10 protein-coding genes and 1 riboswitch are annotated in these 25433 nt (G+C 47.9%); of the genes, 4 read left to right on the top strand and 6 right to left on the bottom strand.

The genetic code is table 11. From position 1 onward, the window contains the following. Positions 1 to 299: 299 nt before the first annotated feature. A riboswitch (cobalamin riboswitch) is annotated at positions 300 to 444 on the bottom strand. Between the two features lie 291 nt (positions 445 to 735). After that, the gene (locus QUA02_RS05785; RefSeq protein ID WP_333025972.1) at positions 736 to 1359 is read right to left on the bottom strand and encodes a GNAT family N-acetyltransferase; all 624 of its coding nucleotides are present in this window, start codon (positions 1357 to 1359) and stop codon (positions 736 to 738) included. A 342-nt stretch (positions 1360 to 1701) separates the two neighbouring features. After that, positions 1702 to 2022, bottom strand: coding sequence for a hypothetical protein (locus tag QUA02_RS05780; protein WP_333025970.1), 321 nt, complete (start codon positions 2020 to 2022; stop codon positions 1702 to 1704). 865 nt (positions 2023 to 2887) lie between these two features. Between QUA02_RS05780 and QUA02_RS05775 the strand changes: the two genes are divergently transcribed. Beyond that, positions 2888 to 6388 (top strand): response regulator, encoded by a 3501-nt coding sequence (locus QUA02_RS05775; RefSeq protein WP_333025968.1) that lies wholly within the window; start codon positions 2888 to 2890, stop codon positions 6386 to 6388. 172 nt (positions 6389 to 6560) lie between these two features. Here the strand turns inward: QUA02_RS05775 and QUA02_RS05770 are convergent, their stop codons facing one another. Both QUA02_RS05770 and QUA02_RS05765 read right to left on the bottom strand, forming a co-directional pair. Continuing rightward, positions 6561 to 7361 carry a nuclease A inhibitor family protein gene (locus QUA02_RS05770; RefSeq protein ID WP_333025966.1) on the bottom strand — a complete coding sequence of 267 codons (801 nt, stop codon included), beginning with the start codon at positions 7359 to 7361 and terminating at the stop codon, positions 6561 to 6563. A gap of 13 nt (positions 7362 to 7374) precedes the next feature. Further along, positions 7375 to 11475 carry a hypothetical protein gene (locus tag QUA02_RS05765; protein WP_333025965.1) on the bottom strand — a complete coding sequence of 1367 codons (4101 nt, stop codon included), beginning with the start codon at positions 11473 to 11475 and terminating at the stop codon, positions 7375 to 7377. Between the two features lie 464 nt (positions 11476 to 11939). On the opposite strand from QUA02_RS05765, the gene QUA02_RS05760 reads away from it, so the two are divergent. Continuing rightward, complete coding sequence (locus tag QUA02_RS05760) at positions 11940 to 12794, top strand: lysophospholipid acyltransferase family protein (protein WP_333025962.1); 855 nt, start codon at positions 11940 to 11942, stop codon at positions 12792 to 12794. Between the two features lie 149 nt (positions 12795 to 12943). On the opposite strand, the gene QUA02_RS05755 is transcribed toward QUA02_RS05760, so the two are convergent. Then, entirely contained in the window at positions 12944 to 14338 is a 1395-nt protein-coding gene (locus QUA02_RS05755) for an NAD(P)/FAD-dependent oxidoreductase (protein ID WP_333025961.1), read from the bottom strand. Positions 14339 to 14635: 297 nt separating this feature from the next. Here QUA02_RS05755 and QUA02_RS05750 point away from each other — a divergent pair, with 297 nt between their 5' ends. Further along, on the top strand, positions 14636 to 17740 hold the full coding sequence (locus QUA02_RS05750; protein ID WP_333025959.1) for an MFS transporter: 3105 nt from the start codon (positions 14636 to 14638) through the stop codon (positions 17738 to 17740). An 809-nt stretch (positions 17741 to 18549) separates the two neighbouring features. Next, positions 18550 to 23043: a response regulator gene (locus QUA02_RS05745; protein ID WP_333025958.1), complete on the top strand. Its 4494-nt coding sequence runs from the start codon at positions 18550 to 18552 to the stop codon at positions 23041 to 23043. 277 nt (positions 23044 to 23320) lie between these two features. Here QUA02_RS05745 and QUA02_RS05740 read toward each other — a convergent pair whose 3' ends face one another. Further along, on the bottom strand, positions 23321 to 25303 hold the full coding sequence (locus QUA02_RS05740; RefSeq protein ID WP_333025957.1) for a BamA/TamA family outer membrane protein: 1983 nt from the start codon (positions 25301 to 25303) through the stop codon (positions 23321 to 23323). Positions 25304 to 25433 lie beyond the last annotated feature (130 nt).

The raw sequence follows: 25433 nt of genomic DNA, 5'->3' as shown, positions 1-25433 counted from the left end.
CAACTTACTTAAACGATTAAATTAGTGAAAATTTACAGGAAAAATATACGGAGGCTAAGTTCAAACCAGTAGCAAGTATTATGATTTGCAAAGAGTAGCGACAAACTACAGGGAAAGAACTAGCGAGCGGTGGAGGTTCGCCTCGTCTTCACAGTCAGGAAGAAACTATTACCTGACTCAAAATCTATCAGGAATCAGTGAATTCCAACAATATCGTTCTAAGTCTATAGAGCGATCGCCATGATACATCAATTTTGAGAATGTTGAATTAACCATCATCTATGCCTCGTAGACGAAAAAGAACAGGTTTGCGATCGGCGGGCCTTCTGACTAAGAGACTCTATAATCTGATCGCAGTTGCGGGACAGCGCCGGATTTACACCGGACTTTCCCCGTTTCCTCCAACGGTTGCTTTTCGTTGCAACCTATTTTTACACAAATATGACGTTATCACAACTCGGGTTTGTTGGCGTAAAAAACTGTGAAGCCTGTCAGCAGCTTAACAAGTCGCTGCACCCGAAGGCATTAATATGATAGAGGAGGCGTAAAAAGATGTTAAAAATTGATAACTTTCGATCGCGGTTTTCAGGTGTCCGAAGGTACACAGCGGTTGGTAGCTCAAGTTTTCACTACAAGCCAATTTTATTAGGGTTGGGCGATCGCACATCATAGGAAATTAAAACTCATCACCAATTCCCCGTTACCAATTTTCAATTATCAATTCCAATAATTAGCTTAGGAGAGCGAAATCTGCTTGCGTAAAAACAGCCGGCGCGGCTGGCCGAACAGCCAACAAGTCCAATTCCAATCCACTTGTTGCAAGCGATAGCCGGCCTGATAGTACAACTGTCGCGCCGCGTGATTATTTTCCAGAACGTGGAGGTAAATCTCAGAAAATCCCCATTCTCGGGCTGTCTGCTCGCAGTTGCCGAGCAATTGTTGAGCAACTCCCTGCCGCCGGTACTCCGGGTGAACGGCTAAATTCGACAAATAAGGATAGTCAGAACTCGGGATTTGCCAAGGGAAGCGAGAACGCAGAGCCATTTCTATTGTTCCTGTTATGCACTGAGCTCGGTGCGATCGATAATTCTGCGTTCCCGGATCGCGCGAGACTAGCTCAGCAACCAGACAAATGTAATGTTCTGCCTTAGAACGCAGTCGATTTTTTAAATCTTCGTAAATGCCCAAACGCAACACCGGATACACCCATTCTACAAACCCCTGGCGGGAGTGAAAGCTCACGGCCAAAATATCGGCTAGCTGCGTCAAGTCGTTCGACGCAGCCGCCCGGATCGAAAAGCCAGAAATTCCGGGAGTTTGTTGTTCGTGAGAGGGTGAGGAAAAAAAGGAAGGATTCACAATTCCAGGTCACTATATTAATTTTTCTACGCTGGTTTCTAAGCTGCCCCTCTTAGAAACTTCACTGATGTTATACCGATCTTATAACGTAACTTATAGGCATAGTTTATTCGCCCGATTAAATCACATTTTTTTGTGCTTGACTTTAAGTAGTATCTGATGTAAATTGGAAAGATTAAGCATTTAATACTTTAGTTACGATCGATAAAAACTCATCCCCTAATACTAGATTTCTGGGTAGGGGGAAAGGTATTAAAAACAATCAAAAAGGTTTTAACGTCAGGTTCCCGGAATCCTACCGCTCTCTGCTTGCGGAAATACCGATCGAATATAATTTATCCGTCAAGCGGTAATTGAAAAACTCAACGACTCGTCAGAATAAAATCTGCCGCGCTCGCGCGTCGGAGGTTCATCGCCGGCCGGAGAGCTCGGCAACCCAGCTTTCAGCAGTTCTGGGCAATCAGCAAGCCCGTCCCCGATCGAACTGGCCTTACCTGTTGCGCCCGGGGGTACTCTCCCAAGCGTCCCATTTAAATTTGGATGCCTGGAAACAGTCTGCGGGGATTTTCCCCCTAACGGAGCGATACTGTGCTGCAGGCGATCGAGACCTTCAAAACCTCGATCGAGCTGATTGACCGCGCCCAAAAACCGATACGGTGCCACGTACACTCGTCGTGGAGAGATCGAAATTTTAGACCCTAGTTCCTGCTCCCAGATTCATCTGTGGAGTAAATCTAAAATCTAAAATCTAAAATCTAAAATCGACTGATCGGTTTCCACAAAGTACATCCCTAGCTAAGATTAACAGATGGATGCTCAAGCTTGCGGTGTTTCGCCGCAGTAATTGGCTTGGGCGTTGGTGTGCAGGAGGCACAAAAAATGCCGCGATCGGGGGAAAAAGTGCAATTTTCACTCAAATTGTACAGCAATTGCGCCGCTCGCACTCAAAGCCTCTGTTGTGTGTCATCCACCGCCGAATATCACTCAGGGGCCCTATCGACGGCGATCGGGGGGTATCCTTGCCTGACTGTTGAAGTTGCTGTCATCTTGAGAAAGAAAAACACAGGCGAAGATGGTGGTTGTCTATTGTATCGTGCTGGGGGCAGTTTTCACATACCAAATAAAACAGGCCCCAGCGGCCAGAAGAGCACATAAATTTGGCAAATCAACTCACAATCAGGACGGTTATTCCTATGTATTATGAGAGATCCAGACGGCAGTTAAAAGTGCCGGATTCGTGTTTCCTCTTCTGCATAGAGGTGAGGGGTCAAGGGCACTTCCCGCGAGACGAGTTTATGTGAATATCATTAAATAATAAAATTGGGGTGCACGACAGATAACTGTGGCTTTAGAAGAATTCCGAATTGAAAACCCACACATCAAAAATCAAGGTTGATTCTTGCTTCTGCTTGCCTCACAACAACTTCAAATTCACGAATTATTGTGACTTCAGCAACAGAAACAGGCGAATTCTTCCTTTCATCAGACTTATTAAATCGAACAGCCCCGGGGCACAGGAGAACGGTGCATGAATTCCCAACAAAATCCTAAGTTAAAAATTCTGATCGTCGATGACGAACCGGATAACCTCGATTTGCTTTACCGCACCTTCCATCGAGACTACAAAGTGCTCAGAGCTGAATCTGGCCCCGCCGCCCTCGAAATTTTGGCAAAACAGGGAGAAGTTGCCGTGATTATCTCCGACCAGCGAATGCCAAAAATGAGCGGTACGGAGTTTCTCAGCCTGACGGCGGCTCAATACCCCGACGTGATCCGAATTATTTTAACTGGCTATACGGATGTTGAAGATTTAGTTGAAGCTATTAACGCTGGCAAAGTATTCAAATACGTTACCAAGCCTTGGGATGCTCAAGAACTCAAAACTCTTGTCAGTCAAGCTGTTGATACTCACAATCTCCTGAAAGCGCGCACCAATGAACTGCGCAGGGCTCTCTCGCAAGAATCGCTGCTTTATGCCGTTACAAATACTATCCGATCGGCTCTCAATTACCAGCAAATGCTGCAAAGAATTGTGGAAAGCGTGGGGCAGATGTTTGAGGTGAGTTGCTGTCTGCTGCGGCCGTTCCAAGACGGTCAGGTGGCCGATGAGTGGTTCGTTTACCAGAAGGACGATGCTGAAGCCAGACCCCGAGATGATGCAGCAGCCGAACTGTCCCCGGATTTGCTGCGGGATTTGGTTTGGGAAACTCGGGATGTGGAGGTGATTCAAGATGCCCAAACTGACGATCGAGTTTTAAACTGGGACAATCAGCAGCGGCAGCAGGCTTACCAAGCTGCGAATATTCGATCGAGCTTGATCGTACCGCTGTTTTACAAAATGGAACTGATGGCTGTCTTGGCGCTGCACCAGTTCGATCGACCGCGCCTGTGGGAAGACCACGAGGTACAGTTGGTAATTACGGTAGCCGACCAAGCTGCTTTGGCGCTTTCTCAAGCCCGGGCTTACGAAAAGGTGCGGGCCCTGGCAAAGCGCGAGGCATTAGTCAATACTATTACTACGGCAATTCGATCGAGCCTCGACCCCCAAAATATTTTTGCAGCCATTACTCAACAGCTCGGCCAAGCTTTGCAAGTTGACGGCTGCGCCCTATCTCTGTGGACAGAAGATGATGAGTACGTCCAGTGCGTGGGGCTCTACGACACAGATAGGGATACCGTAGCTGTAGAACAGGGTTTTAACAATCCAGAGGTAGTTGGGAACCCTCCAAGCCCTGAGACGGCTTCTGCTATTGCTGCTGGGAACGCTCGCGGCTGGGTTTTTGCCCATCCTTCCCTACCGCAGTCTTTGGTACCGATTCGGGGCAATCCGCTGTTGCTGCAAGTAATGGTATCAAAAGAGCCGGTGGGGATCGAAGACCTCAGCGAACACCCCGAGTTAAATGTTACAGAACTGCAAGTTCGATCGCCCGCCCGCGCCCTGTTAGTCGTTCCCTTGCTCTCCGAAGGCAAAATCATCGGCAGCATTTCCCTGCGCCAAAATCACAGCACCCGCCGCTGGAACCTCTCAGACATTGACCTGGCTCAAATAGTGGCAACTCAAGCGGCTCTCGCCGTGCAGCAGTCGCGCCTCTACCAGACTACAAGACAGCAGGCAGAACGGCTTCTGGAAGCCGATCGGCTCAAAACCGAGTTTTTCCAAAATATCTCCCATGAATTCCGCACCCCTCTAACACTAACTATCGGCCCTCTAGAATCAGCTTGCGGCCGCAAAGAAGACTTGCCTTACGAACAAGCCGTAATCGCTTTGCGAAATTCCCGCCGCCTCCTGCGCTTGGTAAATCAACTGCTGGACTTGCAGCGGCTCGATGCCGGACGGATGCAGCCGAGTTTTCGCCCCTGCGATTTGGTCGGTTTCTGTTACTCCACCGCAGAGTCGTTCCGCGCCTACTGCGAGAAAAAAGGACTCCACTTAATTACCCAACTGCAAGAATGTCCTTTACTTTATTTGGATATTGAAAGATTTGACAAAGTTATTTACAACCTGCTATCAAATGCTGTCAAATTCACCCCAGAAGGGGGAAATATCACCCTGACAGTTGCATCGGCCGGCGCTCACTGCTTGTTGCAAGTAAAAGACACCGGCATCGGCATTCGCACCGAACAAATTCCCTATTTGTTCGAGCGCTTTCACCAAGCCGAAGGTTCTGCCAGCCGCTCCTACGAAGGCAGCGGTTTAGGTTTGGCACTTGTCAAAGAATTAGTCGAACTCCACGGCGGTCAAATTTCCGTCGAGTCAGTTTACGGTGAAGGTACTACTTTTAGCGTTTGGCTGCACTTCGGTTCGACTCACTTGCCCCCAGAACAGGTACTAGAAATACCTGCGGAGTTTCACTCATCCAAAGCTTCGGTGGAACTGGCAGATGTTGAGTCGGATTTGTCGGAAAATGAGGTAGAAAATCAGAATTTTGAGGCTCTCGAACCGATAAGTTCAGAAACAGCAGTGGGCACGGTTATGGTGGTTGACGACAATCCCGATTTGCGCTTTTATGTGTCTGGAATTCTGCGAGATTCCGGCTTTGCAGTTCTGCTCGCCCGCAACGGACAAGAAGGATTTGCCGTGGCAAAAAACCGCCTACCGGATTTAATTGTAACGGATTTGATGATGCCTGTGGTATCGGGTTTGGATTTGATTCGGATGATTCGAGAGGATGAGGAATTGCAGGGAACTCCGGTAATTTTGCTGACTGCTAAAGCCGACGAAGATACTCGAATTGAAGGAGTAGAACGGGGTGCTGACGCTTATTTGTCCAAGCCTTTTAACGATCGAGAATTGTTGGCAGAAGTGCGGAATTTGATCGCCCTCAAACAAAACGAGCGCCGAGTGCAGCAGTTGAACAGTTATTTAACTGAGTCGGTGCTGCGCCGATTTTTGCCGCCGTCGATGGTGAAGGCCGCAGCGGCTGGAGCTTTGCCCCTTGATTTGCGCCCTGAACCGCGATTGATTACTATTTTGTTTAGCGATATTGTCGGTTTTACTGAAATGGCAAATACGCTGCGCTCGCGCCGGGTAGCTGAGCTGTTGAATGAATATTTGGCGGCAATGACTAAGGCTATTTTTGACAGCGGCGGTACGGTGGACAAATTTGTCGGAGATGCGGTAATGGCTTTTTTTGGCGCCCCGGAGGAACTAACGCCTAACGAGCAAGTACGCCGCGCTGTGGCTGCTGCAAGGCTTATGCTGCGAGCTCTGGATGAGCTTAACAAGAGGTGGTTGGAGCAGGGAATTGTTGGGGAAAATGGGGTGAATCCGGTGCGGTTTCGCTGCGGAATTCACCAGGGTACTGCGGTGGTGGGGATGTTTGGTGGGCCCGACCGATCGGATTATACTGCGATCGGGCCAAGCGTCAATATTGCCGCCCGTTTGCAAGAAGTAGCGGAACCAAACACTGTGCTGATTTCGGCTGCGGTTGCAGATTATGTTGAGGAAGGTCGAATTGTTAAATACAAGCCGCTGAAGCTTAAGGGAATTGATGAAACAGTATTGACTTTTGTACTGAATTGTGATTAGTTGTTGGTTGTTTGTGATTGGTTATTGGTTATTGGTTATTAGTTGTTTGTTATTGGTTATTAGTTGTTTGCGACCAACGCCCAATATCTAATAGCCATCTCTAATAATTATTGTGGAACAGGCATCCTGCCTGTTCAATACTGCCTTTTCTGGAAATGTCCAATGCTTTGACTTATGACCAATAACCGCCCGTCCCTACTCCGATCCAATCACCACTGGGAGTTTCCCCAACAGCATAAATAGAAGTACCGATGACGTAGCTTTGGAGTTGTTTCAATTCAGAAACCATAAAACGATTCAGCCGATCGTACCTCAAACCAAAATATTCATAGGTTTGAACGTATTGGCACGAATTCAGCAGTTTAGTCAACACCTGAGCTTTCGACTCAGCAACTTGCCAATTTATTTCTGGCACTTCCCGCAGTTCGATTGAACTTAACAACTGCATATCTTTAACAAACGGCTGAACTTGCGATTTTAATAATTCGGATTTTGGGGTAGAATATCCATCTTCAAAAGTCAGAATCTCTCCAAATATAGGAGTACATATTTCGCTGAGGATTCCTGAGATGCCAACCCAGGCATCATTCGGAATTTTGCCAACAATTATCGCATTGGCAAGACTGTTGTTGCCGAAGTGATAAAACTCCAAATCGGTAAGGTGCGATCGCAATTCCTCGATCGAGTCGATCAACTCCTGCTGTCTGTCGCGGATGGCAGGTGTTGATAAATTCTGCGCTAGCGATGGTTGCTTTCCCGATTTTTCGGCGCGCCGCCAAGCTTGGCAAAAATCCTCCCAATCTCCGATTTGCAAAATATTTCGGGAAATTAGGAAATTAAGTAAATTAAACTCTCCCATTTCGGCAAATTCCCAGACAAACGGTAGAATTGGATAATCGGTTTCGCTGCTGTACCACAAACCTTCTGTGATGACTTCCAGAGTGGCTAACAACTGTTCGGTTTTTGAATTCATAAAGTTATTCAAGTTACCATTGCAGGTGAGTTTGGGCGATCGCACGCGCGATCCGGTTGCTATCTCGATCGAGAGACTGTAGAATTTCTACAGAAGTAGATGGATTGTCAGCAACTGCACAGCGTTCCAGCCAAGATAAAGATTGAGAACCTTGTGCGAGTATGCTGACAGGAGTTAACGGGTGCATTAGCGCCACAAAACGCACAAAAGCATTAGCAGATTGCGCGTATTCCGATAGCAAAGTTGGCAAATCGTCAGTATCGGGATTGTAAATGCGGCCGAGGAAGCGCAATGTCGGGCTGGATTCGCGAGTATAAGGTTGCACGATTAAATTTTGCAGCGATTCGCGAATAGAAGTTGGCGTGTTGGGATTTTGGGCAACAGCAAGGCGGACTTCGACTTGTTCGTCGCGCGCTAGTTGTTCTAAAATAGATGCGGCTGTATTGGGATTGACAGCAACTTTTTCTCGCACTTGTGAATTCAAATCTTGACTGAGAAATTCCAGAGTATTTGCTGTCGTGTTGCGATTGGCTGCAACTTTTTGCCGGATTTCTCGATCGCTATCTGATGCGAGAGTTTGCAACATAGAAGTCGAACAGTTGGTTGAAGATGCGATCGCACCCCGCACTTCCTCATCTTCATCCGCAGCTAACTGCTGCCAAAGTTCGGGAGTTAAGTTGGGATGGCGCTCTAAAAGACTGCGAATTTTAGGACTCGGATCTAATGCGAGTATTGCCAAAATTTGCGGAGTCAAACTGTTATTATAAACTAAAGCTTTGAGTACGCCTTTAATATTACAGCCAGAAAACATTGCAGCATCGCGCGATTCCTCTGTTTCTGGTTCCGTCACAAATTCCCTGGCAGCCAGCATTTCCAAAACTGCTAAAGGAGTGCGGGGATTAGCAGCAATTATCCTGTAAATTTCATTTTCTTGATTCCTCGAATTTGCTGTCGCAGGTGCGTTAGTTTGAGTTTCGTTATAGAGAATTTCCAGCGCTGCGGGGGGAGTGTTGGGATTTTGCGCTACATTGTAACGGGTTGTATGGTCAGAATTTGCAGCAAGTTGCTCTAGAATTCGAGGAGGCGTGTTGCGGTGGGAAGCTACAGTTCTCGTCGTAGGGCTGTAAGAATCGCCAGCCAATTTTTCCAGCGCGCTAGCTGGAGTGTTGCGATGGGAAGCTACTTGATAGCGGATTGAATTGTTGTTGCTACTTGCTAACTGTTCTAAAGTGCTGGCTGGCATTTGAGAATTAAGCACCGGATGCTTCAGGAAATCGGCTAATTCATCGCCGCTCATTTGCGAGACTGCTTTCGCCAAAACACTGCCGGGAGTATTCGGATTCCGGGCGTTAAAAATTCCTTCTTCTAAACCCAAACGTTCTAAAACTGCTGTAGGAGTATTGAGATTGCCGGCTACTTTTGCCTTGACTTCGCGGTTGCTATCATTCGCCAACTTCACCAAAATTTCTAGCGGAGTATCCGAGTTTTCTGCAACTAATTCTCTCACCCTTGGCGACTCATCATTTGCCAGCAATTCTAAAACTTGTACGGGAGTTGGCCTGTCATAATGTTTGTGTGCCACTGCACAGCGCACCGACACGCTGGGATCGCGAATTAGTTCTAAACGGATATTTAAGGGCAAATCTCGATTGTCCAGCAGCACTCTGCGAACTATTTCATCAGGATACTTGGCGATTTGTTCTAGGATGCTAACCGGAGTATTCGGATTGCGGGCGGCGTTGAACAAAGCAGTGCGATCGCCACTTGCGATCGCTTCTCCTAACGCATAAAAACTCTGCGGCCTGCGCGACATGAATTCGCGGGATTTTGCATTTTCCTTGTGTTGTTCTTGTTCTAGCAGCAACCGATAGCGTTCTAAAAGAGGTAAATTTGGATTTTTGAGTACCAAATCTAGCATCGTGACATTACTGCTAGTGGGATTATCGTGGGGCTGTCTGACAAATCGCAACAGCAAATCAGCGGGAGCATTTCGATGTTTTGCAATTAGTCTCAAAACCCTGTCATGCGGCAGAGGTAAGTCTGCAATTCGCCTTAGCAACGATTCGGGAACTGTGGGATCTTCGGCGATCGCCTCTATTGCTCCCAGTTGCACAAGTTGCTCTAAAATATCTAGGGGCGTGCGGGAATCTTTGGCAATTGTTTCTCCATAGCCCGATGTAATTAGTTGGTGGAAATACTCTCTGCGTTCTGTTTCGGGAACTTCTGGATTGTAGGCAAGTGCCAAAAATATATCGCAGTCGTTATTGGAAGAATTAAGCTTTGTTGATGGTCTAATTAATTGAGTTTTTAACTGTTCTCGCAGCGCAGCCGGAGTGTTGGGATTGCCAGCCAAAGCGACACCTACACAACGGTAAGTTGAATCGTGTCTCACATCGCTGTTAATCATATCTAAGGCATGGAAAAAAGTTTCGATCGCTCGTTTATGCTGTTCGGCTGACAATCCGGGCAATAATTCAATCCACAGCGGGATTTCTCTGTCAATTTCCCTATTATATACAAAACTTCCATAATTCAAAGTCCTGCTTAAAATTTCTAGAATGCCAGAACTTTCGAGGGCTTCTATCCAGCGATCCACATCAATAGTGATATTTGCTGGATCTAAAACCTCATACTTCAAATCGGAGATCATTTGATCCGCAAGAGTGTTGAATGAGTTAGCATTTTTTTTGTAATTCGCTCCTAAAACTCGTCTAATTTCTCGCAATAACTTTGTGTGATAAGACTCGTCTTGCGCCATTGATTCCAGAATGCAGACAGGCGTATTAATGTTTTCTGCAACTTTGACTTTAATCCGTTCGTCGGTGTTGACCGATCGTGATTCTAGCAGGCGCAGCTTGAGAGTTTCAGGCGTTTTAAGAAGATTTTCGGCAACTGCTAGCTGTACCCAAGGATTTGGATACTGGCTCAGCCGCTCTAAAGTTTCAGCAGAAACTTGCGGGTGTTTCGCAATTTCACGCAAAAACATTGTGTCATCCTGCATCCATGTTTCGAGAACATCCGGTTCGGGTACACATTGGCGGTTTGCCAGTTTCTCAGCTCTTAATTCTTCTAAATTAACATCGGCTAATTCCGCCAAAATCCATGCAGGCGTGTTCGCTTCTCCCAGGAACAAATACCGCAATTCCTGCTGTTGCCAAATTGGCTTGTCTGTCGCCGCTTCTCTAAAAAACCGCTCTAAAATACTCGTCGGTAAGTTTTTTCGATTCGTCAACATATTCCAGCAATCCGGGAACAACTGGTGCATAATTTCCTCGCTGGCATTTGGATGCTGGGCTGCTGCTTGACGAATCGAGCTTTCTGAATGTTCTGCCAATATTGCCAAGATTGTTGCAGGTGTTTGAGGATTTTTGGCAACTGCTAGCGGAATTTTAAATAGACAATCTCCGGCTAACTGCATCAGGGTTTCTGCACTCGCTGAAGGGTTTTGTGCAACTGCTAAACGCACCCTTGCCCAGGGACTTTGCCCCAATTGAGCGAGCTGTCGGACATCTGCATTCCAATCGCTTGCTGCGGTATATTGTGCTTGGGCAAACTCGATTAGTTGTGGCGGAGTGTTGGGGTTTGACTGGACTGCTAAGCGCACCGGCAGTTCTAAATCTCCCGCCAACTGTTCCAATAATGACAGCGGCGCAAGGGGCGATTCTGCTGCTTGCAGGCGCGGTTCTAAGGTTGTTTCTCTTGCGAGCCGATCGAGCAATTTTACCAGGTATTTTAAGGGCAAGTAGGGATTAGTAAGTCCTGGGGCAATGCGTTCTGGCGGCACCCATTCGCTTAAAAAACATTCGGGAACCGGAGCAAATTTTAGCAATTCGACGGCGAGGCGATCGTTTTGTCCGAGTTGAGCGGTTTGCATTGCTGCATCGAGTGCTTCTTGCCAATCTCCGGCTATTTCTCCGGCCCAGTTTACGTGCCCAGAAGCGGCTTGTGCAACGTCGGGATGAGAACTCGCGACGAGTATTTCTAGGAGGCTGTGCGGTGTGTCGGGATGGTTGGCGATCGCCATTTGCAACTCGATCGGGCGATCGGTTAGCTGAGATGGAGCGTTTGTGAATTCTTGCAAATCAACGGTATTCAGCAGTTCTCGCAGCGTCATATTGTATCCTTTGATAATACAAGTGGGTAGATTGCGGGCGATCGCCTTTTTTTCCTTGTTTCAAGTGGGCAGCTTTGGTCAATTTTTATATGTCTACTCTGATTACAGTCTAATTCAATTTTTGATAATTGGCAATACTTCTCGCATCTTTTCTGTCGCCATTCACATAGCTATCGCATTTAACTATACTGCCAGATAGTCTTGACTTTTTTAGGGGATTATGATATTCTTAAATGTCTTGTAAGTCCCTCACTTTAAAATGGCATATACTTATTATGAAAAAAATCTAACTCAATAAATCTAAAGTTTCAATATAAAACCCGCCTTTTTTTGCTTTTTTTGTCTGAATAATGTATTTAAAAGATAACCCCCCGCGAACAATCGGGAATGTTTGAGATATTTAATATTCCCGATTAACCCAAGTTGAAACATACCGAACATCGAACTTTCCCAAACACCAAGAAATGAAATATTCTGCATCCAGTCCCAGAAGCAATAGCCAAACTTCTCGCTTTGACGGTTTATCTTTGGACGATCGCAATCCCGACTTCATTCAATTTTTGCTGCCAATCTGGGAATGGCTGTACCGCTACTATTTTCGTGTACAAAGCGACGGCTGGCACCACGTCCCCGCGACCGGAAAAATGCTCGTTGTCGGTTCTCACAACGGGGGAATTGCGGCTCCAGATATGTTTATGTTCCTATACGAATGGTTCCGCAGGTACGGTACGGAACGCTTAGCCTACGGATTGATGCACCCCACGGTTTGGAAGGTTTCGCCAGAGATTGCTAGCATGGCGGTTCAGTGCGGCGCCCTGAAGGCGCATCCGAAAATGGCGATCGCAGCTTTGCGAAAAAATGCCCCAGTTCTCATCTATCCGGGGGGCGCCCAAGATGTTTTTCGCCCCCACCACTTGCGCGATAAAATCTACTTTGCCGGACGCAAGGGATTTATTAAATTAGCATTGCGAGAAGAAGTGCCAATTGTACCAATTATTTCTACTGGTGCCCACGATACTCTGATAGTTTTGGCGGATTTTTACGAACAAGTTAAGCAATTGCACGAATGGGGGATGCCGTGGTTGTTGGGCATCGATCCGGTGGTATTTCCGGTGTATTTGGGATTGCCTTGGGGACTGAGTTTTGGGCCTTTGCCGAACCTGCCTTTACCGGTGCAAATTCGGACTCGCGTCTGCGAACCAATTGTATTTGAGAGGTACGGTTCGGAGGCGGCGCGCGATCGCGATTATGTCGATGCTTGTTTCGATCGAGTTACCGCCCAAATGCAAGGCGAATTAGATTGTTTGATTGGCAATTGAGAACGCATAACATCTGCACGCACAGGTTTGTAGTAAGGACTTCAGTCCTTTGTCTTAGAAATTATTATAAGTAATTTTGTAGTGAGGACTTCAGTCCTCACTACGAACCAAGCTGTAAAAAAATAGAATTAGCAAAAAAACTCTTTCTATTAATTCTGCTTTCTGCCTTCTAGCTTCTGCCTGCGGGTGACTAATTGCCCGATCGCCTTGACAGCAATTCTAGGATGAAAAAGGATTGTCGGTGGCTCAATCATGTGCAGAACTTCCAAAAATGCTTGACAAACTTTAGCATCATCTACAAGCGCTTTTAACACCAACTCCATGTACTCAATAACCAGTCGCGTACCCAAATTTGGTTTAGCAACTGTACTTCCCCGATAGCGGGAATCCTGACTGATGGCAAATATCCAAGGAATTCTATGTAATTTTGCTAGTTTTTGTTGAAATTGTCGAGAGAAACCTTTTAAATTGCCTTCAATATAGCGCTGCCGCTGCTTTTGCAGGCATTCATCTAGCATCTGAGCATCCAGTGCAGCAACCGTCATTCCCTGTCCGTAAACCGGGTTAAAAGCACAAACAGCATGACCGATAATTACCAAGTTTTCAGGGAAACGGGGAAGCTGTTCGTAGTGACGCAAACGATTTTCAGTACCTCGATAACTATAAATAGGAGTTAGCGGTTTGGCGTCTTTAATCGCATCATAAATTAGTCGAGTTGGGAGAGTGCGGGCAAATTCGACAAAACCTGCTTCGCCTGCGGGGGGATAATCGCGATCGCCCCCAGCGAGAGTCACCAACCAGCGATCGCCTTCGATCGGGAAAATTCCACCGCCGCGAGTCCGCAATGGCGGTGCGTTTCCCACAAATACTGCCGATTTGTCTGACAGTCGATCGCTGCATTCATAGATGCGGGTTGCATAGCCGACAAAACCATTGATCGCGGTTTCTTGAGGCGGTACATAGCCTAGTTTTTTCAACCATTTAGGTGTTTGGGAAACTTTGCCGCTAGCATCAACTACTAAATCTGCATTCAAATTTTGTTCGTGAATATTGGCTGGGTTTTGGCGATCGCGAAAACGCACTGACACTCCTGTTACCTCGGCGCGCGAGGCATTCGCCAGCAACCCCGTTACTGTGCCTCCTTCGAGAAAATGCACGTTCGTATTTTCAGCCAAGCGGTGGCGAATTTGCCAATCCAGTAAATCCCGGCTGAACATAATTAAATCATTTAGATCCGGGCTAAATTGCGGGGCCCAACCCGCCGGACTAAACCACCCGATCGACCTCGGATCTAAACTAGGAGCACCAGCAGCTACCAGTTCGTTTTCCAAGCCTGGAAAAAACTCTTCTAGGATGATTTTTCCCCGATTCAAAAGGATGTGAAGGTGACGGGATTGAGGAATCCCGGGGCGGGGTGCGGGTTTTTCGGGGAAAAAATCCCGTTCAACAATACTTACTCGATCGAAGTGTTTTGCTAATACTCTAGAGGCCAACAGTCCTGCTAAACTGCTACCAATAATAATTGCATGACTTTCTCGCTGCACGATCCCATCCTTTGAACGCTAATAACTAACAACTCTGTTTCTCTCTCTTCTGGCTCCTCTGCGCCTCTGCGGTGCATTAAAAAAAATCTCGTTCATAAATCAAACAACATTCACATAGCACAAATAGCCCTAAATTGACAGCCGGCCGCAGACATATTTATACACTTCCAACTGTAGGGGGATGCTTTAGCTCGTCAATAAGGCGATGCTTGCCATTGGGGCCATGAGTCTAAAACTATACATTGGTTAACTCGCGCCAACGATCGCGCGCACCCACCCTTTAACGAGGAATATACTATGTATCAAAATTTGCCAATAAATCCACAACTGTATAACATCGGGTTCTGGCTGGCCCAAGTGCCAGTAGAGCAGACTACAACAACAACAAACAGAGTAGAAGATGCAGCACTCCTATACTCCGGGCCGCAATTTTTTATCGCCTTAATATCTGGAGTCGTTCTCGCCTGCGCTTTCCAACTCTTGCTAACAAATTTATCAGTAGCCGCGGGCCTTTCCTACATCGGACAATCCCACGACGACGGACACCAATCCGATAGCAGCAGTCCCCCAGTCCGCCACATCGGCCGCAAAGTAGGCACTTGGACGCTAATAACCGTCACCATCGCCCTATTCTTCGCTTGTTTGCTAGCAGTCAAGCTGAGCTTGATTAGCAGTCCCGGTTTAGGTGCGATCGTCGGTTTAGTCGTGTGGGCCGCTTATTTCTCACTGCTGGTATGGGTGAGCTCCACCACCGTCGGTTCCCTGATCGGTTCTGTCGTCAACACGGCGACATCAGGCGTTCAAGCCATTTTCGGCACCGCAGCGGCGGCCCTGGGCGCGAAAGCAGCCAGCAACCAAGTAGTGGCCACAGCCAAAGCAGCAGCAGCAGCAGTGGGCCACGAACTCGGTAGCGCGATCGACCCCACAAGCTTGCGCGAAAACGTCGAAGACTACATTCAAGCACTCAAACCGCCGGAATTAGACATCAAAGGGATGCGCAGCGAATTTGAAAAGTTGCTCAACGATCCCCAACTCAAAGCAGTTGCTGGCGAAAATTTGCCGAATCTCGATCGGCAAACTCTCGTAGATTTAGTAAGTTCGCGATCGGACTTGTCAAAACGCGACGTAAACCGGATTGTAGACCAACTCCAAGATGCTTGGAAACAAGTAGGAAAACAAGACCAGAAACCAGATGGCATCGCCCAATTGGTAGATTATCTCAAATCTGCCAAATCGGGAGATTTGCTCTCAGATACGCTGACAAGTAGGGTAGAAAAAGCCCTCGGAAATCTGGGCGGTCAAAATCCCGGACAAAGCCCCACAATGATGTCCCAAGCAACGACAATGGCAGTCAATGCTTTAATGGGAGTAGTTTTGGGCCGCACGGATATTTCCGACTTAGATGTTGAAAAAGTAATGGGTCAGCTCAAAGTAGCTAAAGACAAAGTTAGCCAGCAAGCTGATAAAATTACCGCTCAAGTCAAAGGCGAACCCGAAACTTACAGCCCAATTCGCGCCGATGTAGAAAACTACTTGCTCAATACTTATTCGTGGCAGATGAACCCGCAAGCGATCGAGCGCGAATTTCGAGATGTGCTCTACGATCCTACGGCCGATCCGGGAACTGTGCGCCGCGAATTAGAAAAACTCAAACAGTCGAATTTTGCGGAAACCCTGGCCAGTCGAGGCGTTTTTACCCAAGACAAAATTAAAGAAATTTCCCAGGAGTTAGAAGGAATTAGACAGCGAGTGTTGCAAACCGTTATCTTTGCGGAGGAGCAAGAAAAAACTCGCGATTTGCAGTGGCGGGTGGAAACTTATCTGAAGCTGACACCGAAAGAGGAACTGACAGCAGCAGGTATCGGGAGCGATTTCAAAAAAATATTAGAGGATTCCGACGCTACTTACGAACAGTTGCGCGATCGGCTTTCTCCTTATACCCGCGACAGTTTCGTGCAAATCCTCAGAGGCCGCGAAAACTTCGGCTTCCAGGAAGTAGAACAGATTGTTAAAGAGTTGGAAAGGACGCGAGATGTAGTTTTAGCAGATGCTAAAGGTCTGCAAGAAGCAGCGCAAGTCCGACTAGACAACCAGTGGCAAAAAGTGCAAGAATACTTGAAGTCTACGGGCAAAGAAGAACTCAATCCCGAAGGCATCAAGCGCGATTTGAAAACGCTGCTGGACAACCCGGAAGCGGGAATCTGGGCGCTGAGAGCTAGAGCTTCTAAGTTCGATCGCGAAACTTTGGTAAAATTGCTATCTCAGCGGAAAGACCTCAGCGAAGACAAAGTAAATCAGCTTATCGATAGCGCCGAAGAAAATTGGCACAGCGCGCTCCAAGCGCCGCAAAAGTTGGCAGAAAAAGCTAAGGAGCAGTACGACCAAAGCACCACCGCCCTTGCAGATTACCTGCGCAACACTGGGAAATCAGAACTCAATCCTGAAGGAATTAAGCGGGATTTGACCAAACTGATGGAAAATCCCAAAGAAGGAGCTTTAGCGCTGCGAGGTCGCCTTTCTCAAGTCGATCGCGATACTTTGGTAAAACTGCTTTCTCAGAGAGAAGATTTGACCGAGGAACAAGTCAATCAAATTATCGACCAAGTGCAGGATACTCTCGGCTCGATCGTGAAAGCGCCGCGCCGTTTGGCAAAACGGGTGCAAAGTCAAGTGCAAGATTTTCAGGGTGTTTTAGAGGATTATTTGCGGAATACGGGCAAGGATGAATTAAATCCCGAAGCCATCAAGCGCGACTTGCAACTGCTGCTGCACGACCCGAAAGTCGGCGCTTACAGTTTGGGCGAGCGCTTGTCGCACATCGATCGAGCTACAGTTGTTTCTCTGCTGTCTCAGCGCCCGGATATTTCTGAAGAAGAAGCCACTCGCATTGTGGATCAAATTGTGTCGGTGCGCGACCAATTCCAACTCCAAATTCAGAAAATACAAGAGCGCATTCAGTCAGTAATTGACGGAATTCTCGGAAAAGTTCGGGATTACCTCAATTCCCTCGATCGCCCAGAACTAAATTACGAAGGCATTACGCGGGATGTTCGCAAATTATTTGACGATCCGCAAGCCGGATTTGACGCTTTGCGCGATCGGCTGGGTCACTTCAACCGCGATACTTTAGTAGCACTAATTAGTTCCCGCGAGGACATTTCCGAAGCAGATGCCAACCGCTTGATCGATCAAATTGAAAGAAGCCGCAACAGCGTCTTGCAAAGAGCAGAACGCTTGCAGCAAGAAGCGCAGCTTCGCCTCGAAAGCATTAAATTGCAAGCTGAAAAACAAGCGGAAGAAACCCGGAAAGCAGCAGAAGTTGCCTCTTGGTGGCTGTTTTTCACCGCTCTTACTTCGGCCGCAGCAGCAGCAGGCGCCGGTGCTTTAGCCGTCATCCGGTAAAAAAGACTCAAGTTGCGATCGGATTGCAAATATTGCCTGATGTTAGTTTCTACTGACATCAGGCATTAATTTTAATGTAGGGTGCTTATGGCGCACCTTATATCAATTCCGGTAACACCGGAATGATATAGAGGACACGGCAGTGCCGTTTCCCTACCGCGATTAATTGTAGGGAAACTGCACTGCCGTGTCCTGATTCTGGGTAATATAAATTCCGCTGCTACCGGATTTGATATTATTTGGATTTATTGGCAGTATTTAAGATTTTTGGCAATTCCGATTCTACAGTTTTTTTTAGAGAGAATGGTGCAAGTTATGAATTTATTTTAAATTAGCAGTTTTGAGTGATTAAAAATAGAAAAGCAAATTGGTTTGCATTTAGGAATGCAAGTCCTCATAAAATTATGAGGACTCTTCGTCTCTTCGTCCTGACTACAAACCCGATCGCGACAGTCATATTTACGGCGTCCGGCGCTGCACGCCTGTTCTCCCAACCGCCCGCTGCCCTGGCTGCGTCATTATCAAACGCGAACTGTTTTGAGTTCGATCGCCCGTTTCTTTTGACAATGCCGGTCGTCAGCTCATAACTTGTAGGTCATAAGTTGTGCATAATAGGGAACTAAAGGCGTGAAAATACTACACTGACTGTGGGGGGCGAGATACCGGATACCTTGGAAATACCAAGGGCGTTTCCAACTCAGCCCACAACACTCAAAACACGCAGGCCCTGCGATCGCCAATGCTAAACAACCTACGTCTAAAACCTCCCCTGGCTAGTTGCCTAGTAGCACCGTGAGGAGGGCGACGCCATGCAACTCCGAAAAAAAACACTATTAATCATCGGTGCAGCGCTGATCAGCCTGATTGTGGTTCTCTATGCCACTGCATCAACCATTTTGCTGCACGATTTTCACAACCTGGAGGCACAGTACGTCCGCCAGGATGTCGCGCGGGCTTTGGACGCATTGGATGACGACTTGTCGAATTTAAACACCAGCGCCCAAGATTACGCCGATTGGGACGATACTTACTCTTTCGTCGATACACGTAACGAGGATTTTGTCAAGTCAAATTTCGTCGATTCGACATTTGTTTACTTGAGACTAAACTTATTGGTGCTGCTGGACTCCAACGGTAAGACTATATTCAGCAAAGGTTTCGACCTCAAATCCCAAACAGAACTCCCGATTCCCGAAAGCTTAAAACAGCACTTGACCGACGCGCTGCTAGACTCCTCGACAGTAGGAGGCGATCGCTCCGCCGCCAAAACAGGCGTCCTCACCCTGCCAGAAGCCACGCTGCTGATTGCTTCAAAGCCGATTTTCAACAGCAACGCCCAAGGCCCGCCGCGCGGAACGCTGATCCTGGGACGCTACCTCGACAGCAGCGAAATCGGTTTGCTTTCAGAACTGACTCACCTGTCAGTGGATTTTAGATTGCCGAGTTTAGATTTTAAAGTGGGAGCCACGAACTACTCCGGGCACGGCGCCAAGGCGATGGCTCGATCTAGGCAAGAGTTGGAAAATCTCAAACTAAAAATTTCCCACCTCAAATCAGTAGAAATTTTAGTCGAGCCGCTCAGTGACCGCTTAGTCGCAGGATACGCCCTGATTCGCGACATCCACGGCAACCTAGCGCTGCTGCTGCGAGTAGAGGCAGAGCGCATCATCTACCGCCAAGGTCAGGCTACCTTGGAGCTGTTTACCTTATCAATACTGGCAGTAGGTTTAATATTTAGCGCGATCGCCCTGCTGTTGCTAGAAAAATTAGTGTTGGCGAGATTGGCTTCCTTGAGCACCAGCGTCAGCAACATCGCAGCCAACGGCGATCCAGACTTGCGCGTTGAAATGGCCGGAGCAGATGAACTCGCAAGCTTGGCCGACACCATCAACCGAATGCTAGAAGCATTGGGCAATTCTCAACTCGAACGTAATGAAAGCGAAGACCGCTATCGGTTGATGGCCGAAAACTCAACCGACATGATTACCAGACACAACCCCAAAGGCGTGGTTGTTTACGTCTCGCCCGCCAGTGGCGCTTTGCTGGGATACGAACCTTCTGAACTCATCGGCCGCGTCCCCAACGATTATTTTCACCCCGACGATTTAGAAACCATCGCCAAAGCTCACTCGAAAATCCTGGCGCTCCCAGTTACTTACACCGTCAGCTACCGCATCCGCCACAAAGACGGCAAATACATTTGGTTTGAAACCACGAGCCGCACGATCCGCGATCCCCAAACCGGCTCCGTGCAAGAAATTATCGGCATTTCCCGCGACATCAGCGTGCGCAAGCAAACAGAACAAGAACTGCGAGAAAGCGAAGCTGCAATTAAAGCTTTGTACCAAGTGACTTCTGCTCCCCGTACAGACCCGCACGGCCGCCTCTCTACCTTTGATTTGCGCCTCCAAGAACTGCTGGCAATGGGATGCCGGCAGTTAGGCCTGTCCGTGGGAATTTTGTCGCGCATTCAAGGCGACAACTATCAAATAATGGCTGTTGAGTGTCCCGACGGGTCGATCGCCAAAGAACAAATCTACGATTTGGAAAACACCTTCTGCGTGGCTACGGCTATGGCAAAAGAACCGCTCTACTTTGAGTCGGTAAGATTTTCGGGTTTATCCTTCAACACGGACGATCCTGCCTTCAAAATCGAAGCTTACATGGGCATTCCCGTTACGGTGGCAGGTGAAGTTTACGGCACTCTGTGCTTCTTTTCGCCGACTCCTGTGACAGAACCGTTCCGAGTTGTAGACAGAGAGTTGGTGAAACTGATGGCTCAGTGGGTGGGCAGCGAACTCGATCGCCAGCAAACAGGCGTAGATTTGGCAAAAGCTCGCGACGAAGCACTGGCGGCTACCAGAGCCAAAAGCGAATTTTTAGCCACAATGAGCCACGAAATTCGCACTCCGATGAATGGAGTCATCGGCATGACCGGTTTGCTGCTGGATACCCGCTTAACTCGCGAACAGCGAGATTTTGTAGAAACTATCCGCAGCAGCGGCGATGCCTTGCTGACGCTGATCAACGATATTCTAGATTTCTCGAAAATTGAGTCAGGCAAATTGGACTTGGAGGAACATCCGTTTGACATCCGCACTTGCATTGAGGAATCTCTCGACTTGGTAGCTGCCGCGGCGGCACAAAAAAAATTGGAATTGGGTTACTTGATCGATCGCGCAGTACCGACAACGGCGATCGGCGACAGCACCCGCTTGAGGCAAATTTTAATCAACTTGCTCAGCAATGCTGTTAAATTTACCGAAGCTGGAGAAGTAGTGGTTTCAGTGACGGCCAAAAAGATTTCACTGTCGGCGGCCAACGCTAAAGAACCGCCAGAAATTAATGACGAATTACTAGCAATTAACCAAGTATACGAAATACAATTTGCGGTCAAAGATACAGGTATCGGCATTCCAAACGATCGCATGGATCGGCTGTTTAAATCTTTCAGCCAGGTTGATTCTTCCACGAGCCGGCACTACGGCGGTACCGGATTGGGTTTGGCAATTAGCAAGCGTTTGGCCGAAATGATGGGCGGCAGGATGTGGGTGGAAAGTATGGGTAATCTGGCGGGCAATCCTCCCGCAGATTTTATAGCCACAGTTTTTGATGTGGAATGGGGAGAATCTTGCGAAATTGCCGAAAAATATTGCTCTGGGAAATCTTTACTCAGCAGCAAGCCGATCGGCCCAAATCTCACATCCGTTGGCTCTACTTTTTATTTCAGCACGATCGTTTCTGGCTCCAACAGTTCCTTGCCCGTTAACTTGAGCAATTCTCAACCTGAATTAGCTGGCAAGCGAGTCTTAATTGTCGATGACAATGCTACCAACCGCCAAATTTTGACTCTCCAAGCTCAGTCTTGGGGAATGGTGGCTAGGGCTTCAGCTTCGGCTCGTTTGGCTTTAGATTGGCTCGCTGCTAAAGAGGTATTTGACTTGGCAGTTTTGGATATGCAAATGCCAGAAATGGACGGGTTGGCTTTAGCTGCGCAAATTCGCCAGTATCCTGATTGCGAAAAGTTGCCGTTAGTCATGCTAACTTCGATCGGCAGGCAAGAAATTAACACCGCTGCAATTGAGGTGGATTTTGCTGCTTTTTTAAACACGCCTATTAAACAATCTCAGCTTTACAATGTTTTAATCAATATTTTTGGGGAACAGCCAACTGAAATTAGAGTGCAGCGCAGCAGCGGGCCTTTTTTGCAAAGCATACCCGTGCTGGCTTTGCACTTACCCCTGCGGATTCTGTTGGCTGACGATCATTTGGTAAATCAGAAGGTGGCTTTGCAAATTTTGCAGCGGATGGGGTATCGCGCTGATGTGGCGGGAAACGGTATCGAAGTGCTCGAAGCTTTGCGCCGCCAGCCTTACGATGTGGTGCTGATGGACGTGCAAATGCCGGAAATGGACGGTTTGGAAGCTACCCGCCGCATCCGCGAGCAATTTTCCGAAGATTTCACCTTAGAAAATCCAACGGGAGAATCAGAAGTTTCAGCAACTAATGAGCAATCTCAAAATCGAAAATCCCAAATCGAAAATCCCACATTGACTGACGAGGAATCTAACAATCGAAAATCTAAAATCCAAAATCTAAAATCAACTAGGCCTTGGATTGTAGCGATGACGGCAAATGCGATGCAGGGCGATCGCGAAGAGTGCATGGCTGCTGGGATGGACGACTATTTGAGCAAGCCGATCGAAATTGAGGAGTTGGTTCGAGCTTTGAGCGCGTGTAATTCTCGATCGAATGGGGAGTTCGATCGCCCTCCGCCGATTTTTTCTGTGAACTCGCAGGCCGAACAGATAGGAGGAACGAGTGAATTAGATGTGCGATCGAATGGGGCTGTTGCGGGAAATCAACAACTGACAATTCCCAATTCAAACATCAGGTACGGTGAATCTAGTTTAGACAGCACGCTGTCAGAATGCCGCGATTGCCTCAACAGCAAGATTATTGAGGGACTGCGAGACGTTGAAGCTTTGGAGGAAGTAATCGAGATATACCTTGACAGTGCTCCCACATTGCTTAACGGCATCTCTGCGGCCGTCAACAGCGCCGATCCCCTGGCTTTGCGGCGGGCCGCTCATTCTTTGAAATCGATTAGCGGTACTCTCGGTGCTTTTCGCTTGTTTGAGTTTTGCGAGGAACTCGAAGTTATGGCGCGGATTGGGCTCGATGCCAACAAGCCTTTGTCTCCCCAAGCCTGCGAGGTTTTAGAACAGGTTGAAGCCGAGTATCAAAGAGTTGAGACGGCTTTGAAAATAGAATTGCTCTACAGCGAGACAAGGACAGAATAATTAACAAGTGACAATTAACAAATGATAACTAACTATTGTTCGTGGGTGGGGGCGGGTTTTTGAGATGGTTTGTTTTAGACATTGATGTTGATAAAACCCGCCCCTACACTTAATATCAATTTCGGTTGCACCGGAATGATATAAACGGAGGACACGGCAGTGCCGTGTCCCTACAATTAATGGGGTAGGGACACGGCACTGCCGTGTCCTCGGTATCATTCCGATGTAACCGGAAACGATATAATTCGTGACTAATGACTGCTGACTAATGACTAATTTAAAAACGTTGCTTTGTACCGAGTACAAATTTGATGTCGCCGGAGTCGCTAACACCCACATCTAAGCGAATTAATCCAACGGACGATCGCACCCTCACACCCAACCCAACACCCACTCCAGTCCCCGGTTTATCCCTGACTACCGCCGGTTTTCCCAACACGCTGTCTCCCGTTCCCAAATCCGACGCAAAATCAACAAATATTACGCCGCCGACATCCCGCCCGACAGGAAACCGATATTCGCCGGAAGCCAAGAAATAACTCCGGCCGCTGCCAATGTCCCCGCTATCGTAACCCCGCACAGAATTGCGGCCGCCGAGGCGAAAAGCTTCCGTTGGGGGCAAATCCCCGATTACCGTCCCCGCTTGCAAGTTAAAAGCCAGCATTTCGGGCAAGGCTTCGGACTCGCTGATGCCGAGCCAAGTTACTGGTACATACTGTATATAATTGGCCAACAGCCTGTTGCTCACAATGTTCCCTCGCCCCAGAGGTATCGACTGTTCGGTGCTGAGGCTGAGAATCGAGCCGCTGGTGGGGTTGAAGGGATTGTTTCGCCGATCGAGCATCGCGCTAAAAGAAACAGTGTATAACTCGTCAACGCCCGTTCCGCTGAATGTGAGAGGATTGCCGAGTTCGTCGCGGCGGGCGATATTTAAGTTGCGATCGCGCGTGCTGATGTTTGTATAATTCAGTCCCAAAGTCGATTGCCAATCGCCCAAAGGTCTGGTAAACCTGAGATTTCCGCCCATCCGAATTTCCCGTACCCGGTCTCCGTTGGGCAAATCAATATCTTTGTTGAAAATTTCCGATACTCTGCGATCGCCAAAAGCTCTCACACTGTATCCCAAACGGTCTTCGGCGGCAACGTAAGGGCTGATAAACTGGACATCGTACTGGATACCTCGGAGGCTGGGCTGAAGTTCCACCGACAGTCGCTGCGGAACCCGGCCGAAAGTTCGATCGGTATACGAAAGAGGAACAGCAACGCCCAGATCATCGCTAAGACTGGCACTCACGCCAAAAGAGCGGGCCGATCGCTCTTGAACGTTGTAAATTACATTAATATCCGTGCCAACTTCTTCAGTAGAAACCGTAACTTTCTCAAACAATCCCAATTGCTGCAACTGCTGCAAATCCGATCGTACAACTTCAGGGCTGTAGTTATCCCCCGCCTTGAGTTTGAGTTCGCCTCGGATAAAATCTTCCGAAATTCTGCCCTGAATCGGATTCCCTTTTTTATCAACTGCTTCGCCTCTGGAATTGACAAAGCGAATTTTCACCTCAGCAACGTAAATGCCCGCCTCATTGCCCGCTTGACTGATTTGTAGAGTACCGCCTAGCTGTCGGGCGTTGCGGTTGACTGCTTCCGGGATTTCGGCTTTGGCGGAGATCGTCGGAGTTTTTAACAGAGATGTAAAATCTTTATGGTGGCTGGACTTGAGTGATATCAATTCCGGTTGCACCGTCAGGTGATTGTTGACTGTTGACTGTTGACTGTTGACTGTTGAAGGAGGGGTGGAAAAACTCAATGGTTGAGTGTTAACTGTTGACTCGATTTTATTATTTTGATGCAACCGGAAACGATATGAGGGAGATTCCCTAGGGGATAGCTGCGCCGCGGGTACTTCGACCGCAACTGCGAGCTCGTCGGATGCCGGCAAATCCCCCACAGTTGGACTCACCTGAGAGGTTGCACCATTCTCACTCAGCTTTTTATGAACAGGCAAGATGCCTGTTCCACAAAACAATTCATCTGTAGTGGAACGGGCATCTTGCCCGTTCTTGAGAATGGTGCCAGATGTGAGACTCACCTCATCCTCCGTCTGTACCCTTGTGGGACAGGCTTCCCGCCTGTCAATTTCTGCGGTTCCCTCTCTAAACTCCGCCTCAGTCAGTGCGAGTGTCGGATCGATCGCCCGCGCCGCCAATTCACCGCCAGCCACCGACGCCAAAGTCAAAAAAGCAATAATCGGAATTCGCATAAACATAAAATTAAAGAACCCAACGCATATTACCCAAAACCTGGCCCCCTGCCTAATTAGCCGAAAAGAAACCCGGTATTTTTGGGGATACCGGGTTTCTACGATGCTGAAATTTGGGAAAGTTCGATCG

Origin of the sequence: Microcoleus pseudofavosus SVA1_A4 (assembly GCF_036700565.1) — a bacterium.
In the GTDB taxonomy this organism is placed as follows: domain Bacteria; phylum Cyanobacteriota; class Cyanobacteriia; order Cyanobacteriales; family Microcoleaceae; genus Microcoleus.
Note: the sequence above shows the minus strand (reverse complement) of the source record. Positions and strands in the feature narration are given on the sequence as shown.

Excerpts from the sequence above, each read along its gene's own strand:
- QUA02_RS05775 (WP_333025968.1), top strand. The coding sequence starts at position 2,888 with ATGAATTCCCAACAAAATCCTAAGTTAAAAATTCTGATCGTCGATGAC.
- QUA02_RS05765 (WP_333025965.1), bottom strand. The coding sequence starts at position 11,475 with ATGACGCTGCGAGAACTGCTGAATACCGTTGATTTGCAAGAATTCACA.
- QUA02_RS05750 (WP_333025959.1), top strand. The coding sequence starts at position 14,636 with ATGTATCAAAATTTGCCAATAAATCCACAACTGTATAACATCGGGTTC.
- QUA02_RS05745 (WP_333025958.1), top strand. The coding sequence starts at position 18,550 with ATGCAACTCCGAAAAAAAACACTATTAATCATCGGTGCAGCGCTGATC.
- QUA02_RS05760 (WP_333025962.1), top strand. The coding sequence starts at position 11,940 with ATGAAATATTCTGCATCCAGTCCCAGAAGCAATAGCCAAACTTCTCGC.
- QUA02_RS05770 (WP_333025966.1), bottom strand. The coding sequence starts at position 7,361 with ATGAATTCAAAAACCGAACAGTTGTTAGCCACTCTGGAAGTCATCACA.
- QUA02_RS05740 (WP_333025957.1), bottom strand. The coding sequence starts at position 25,303 with ATGCGAATTCCGATTATTGCTTTTTTGACTTTGGCGTCGGTGGCTGGC.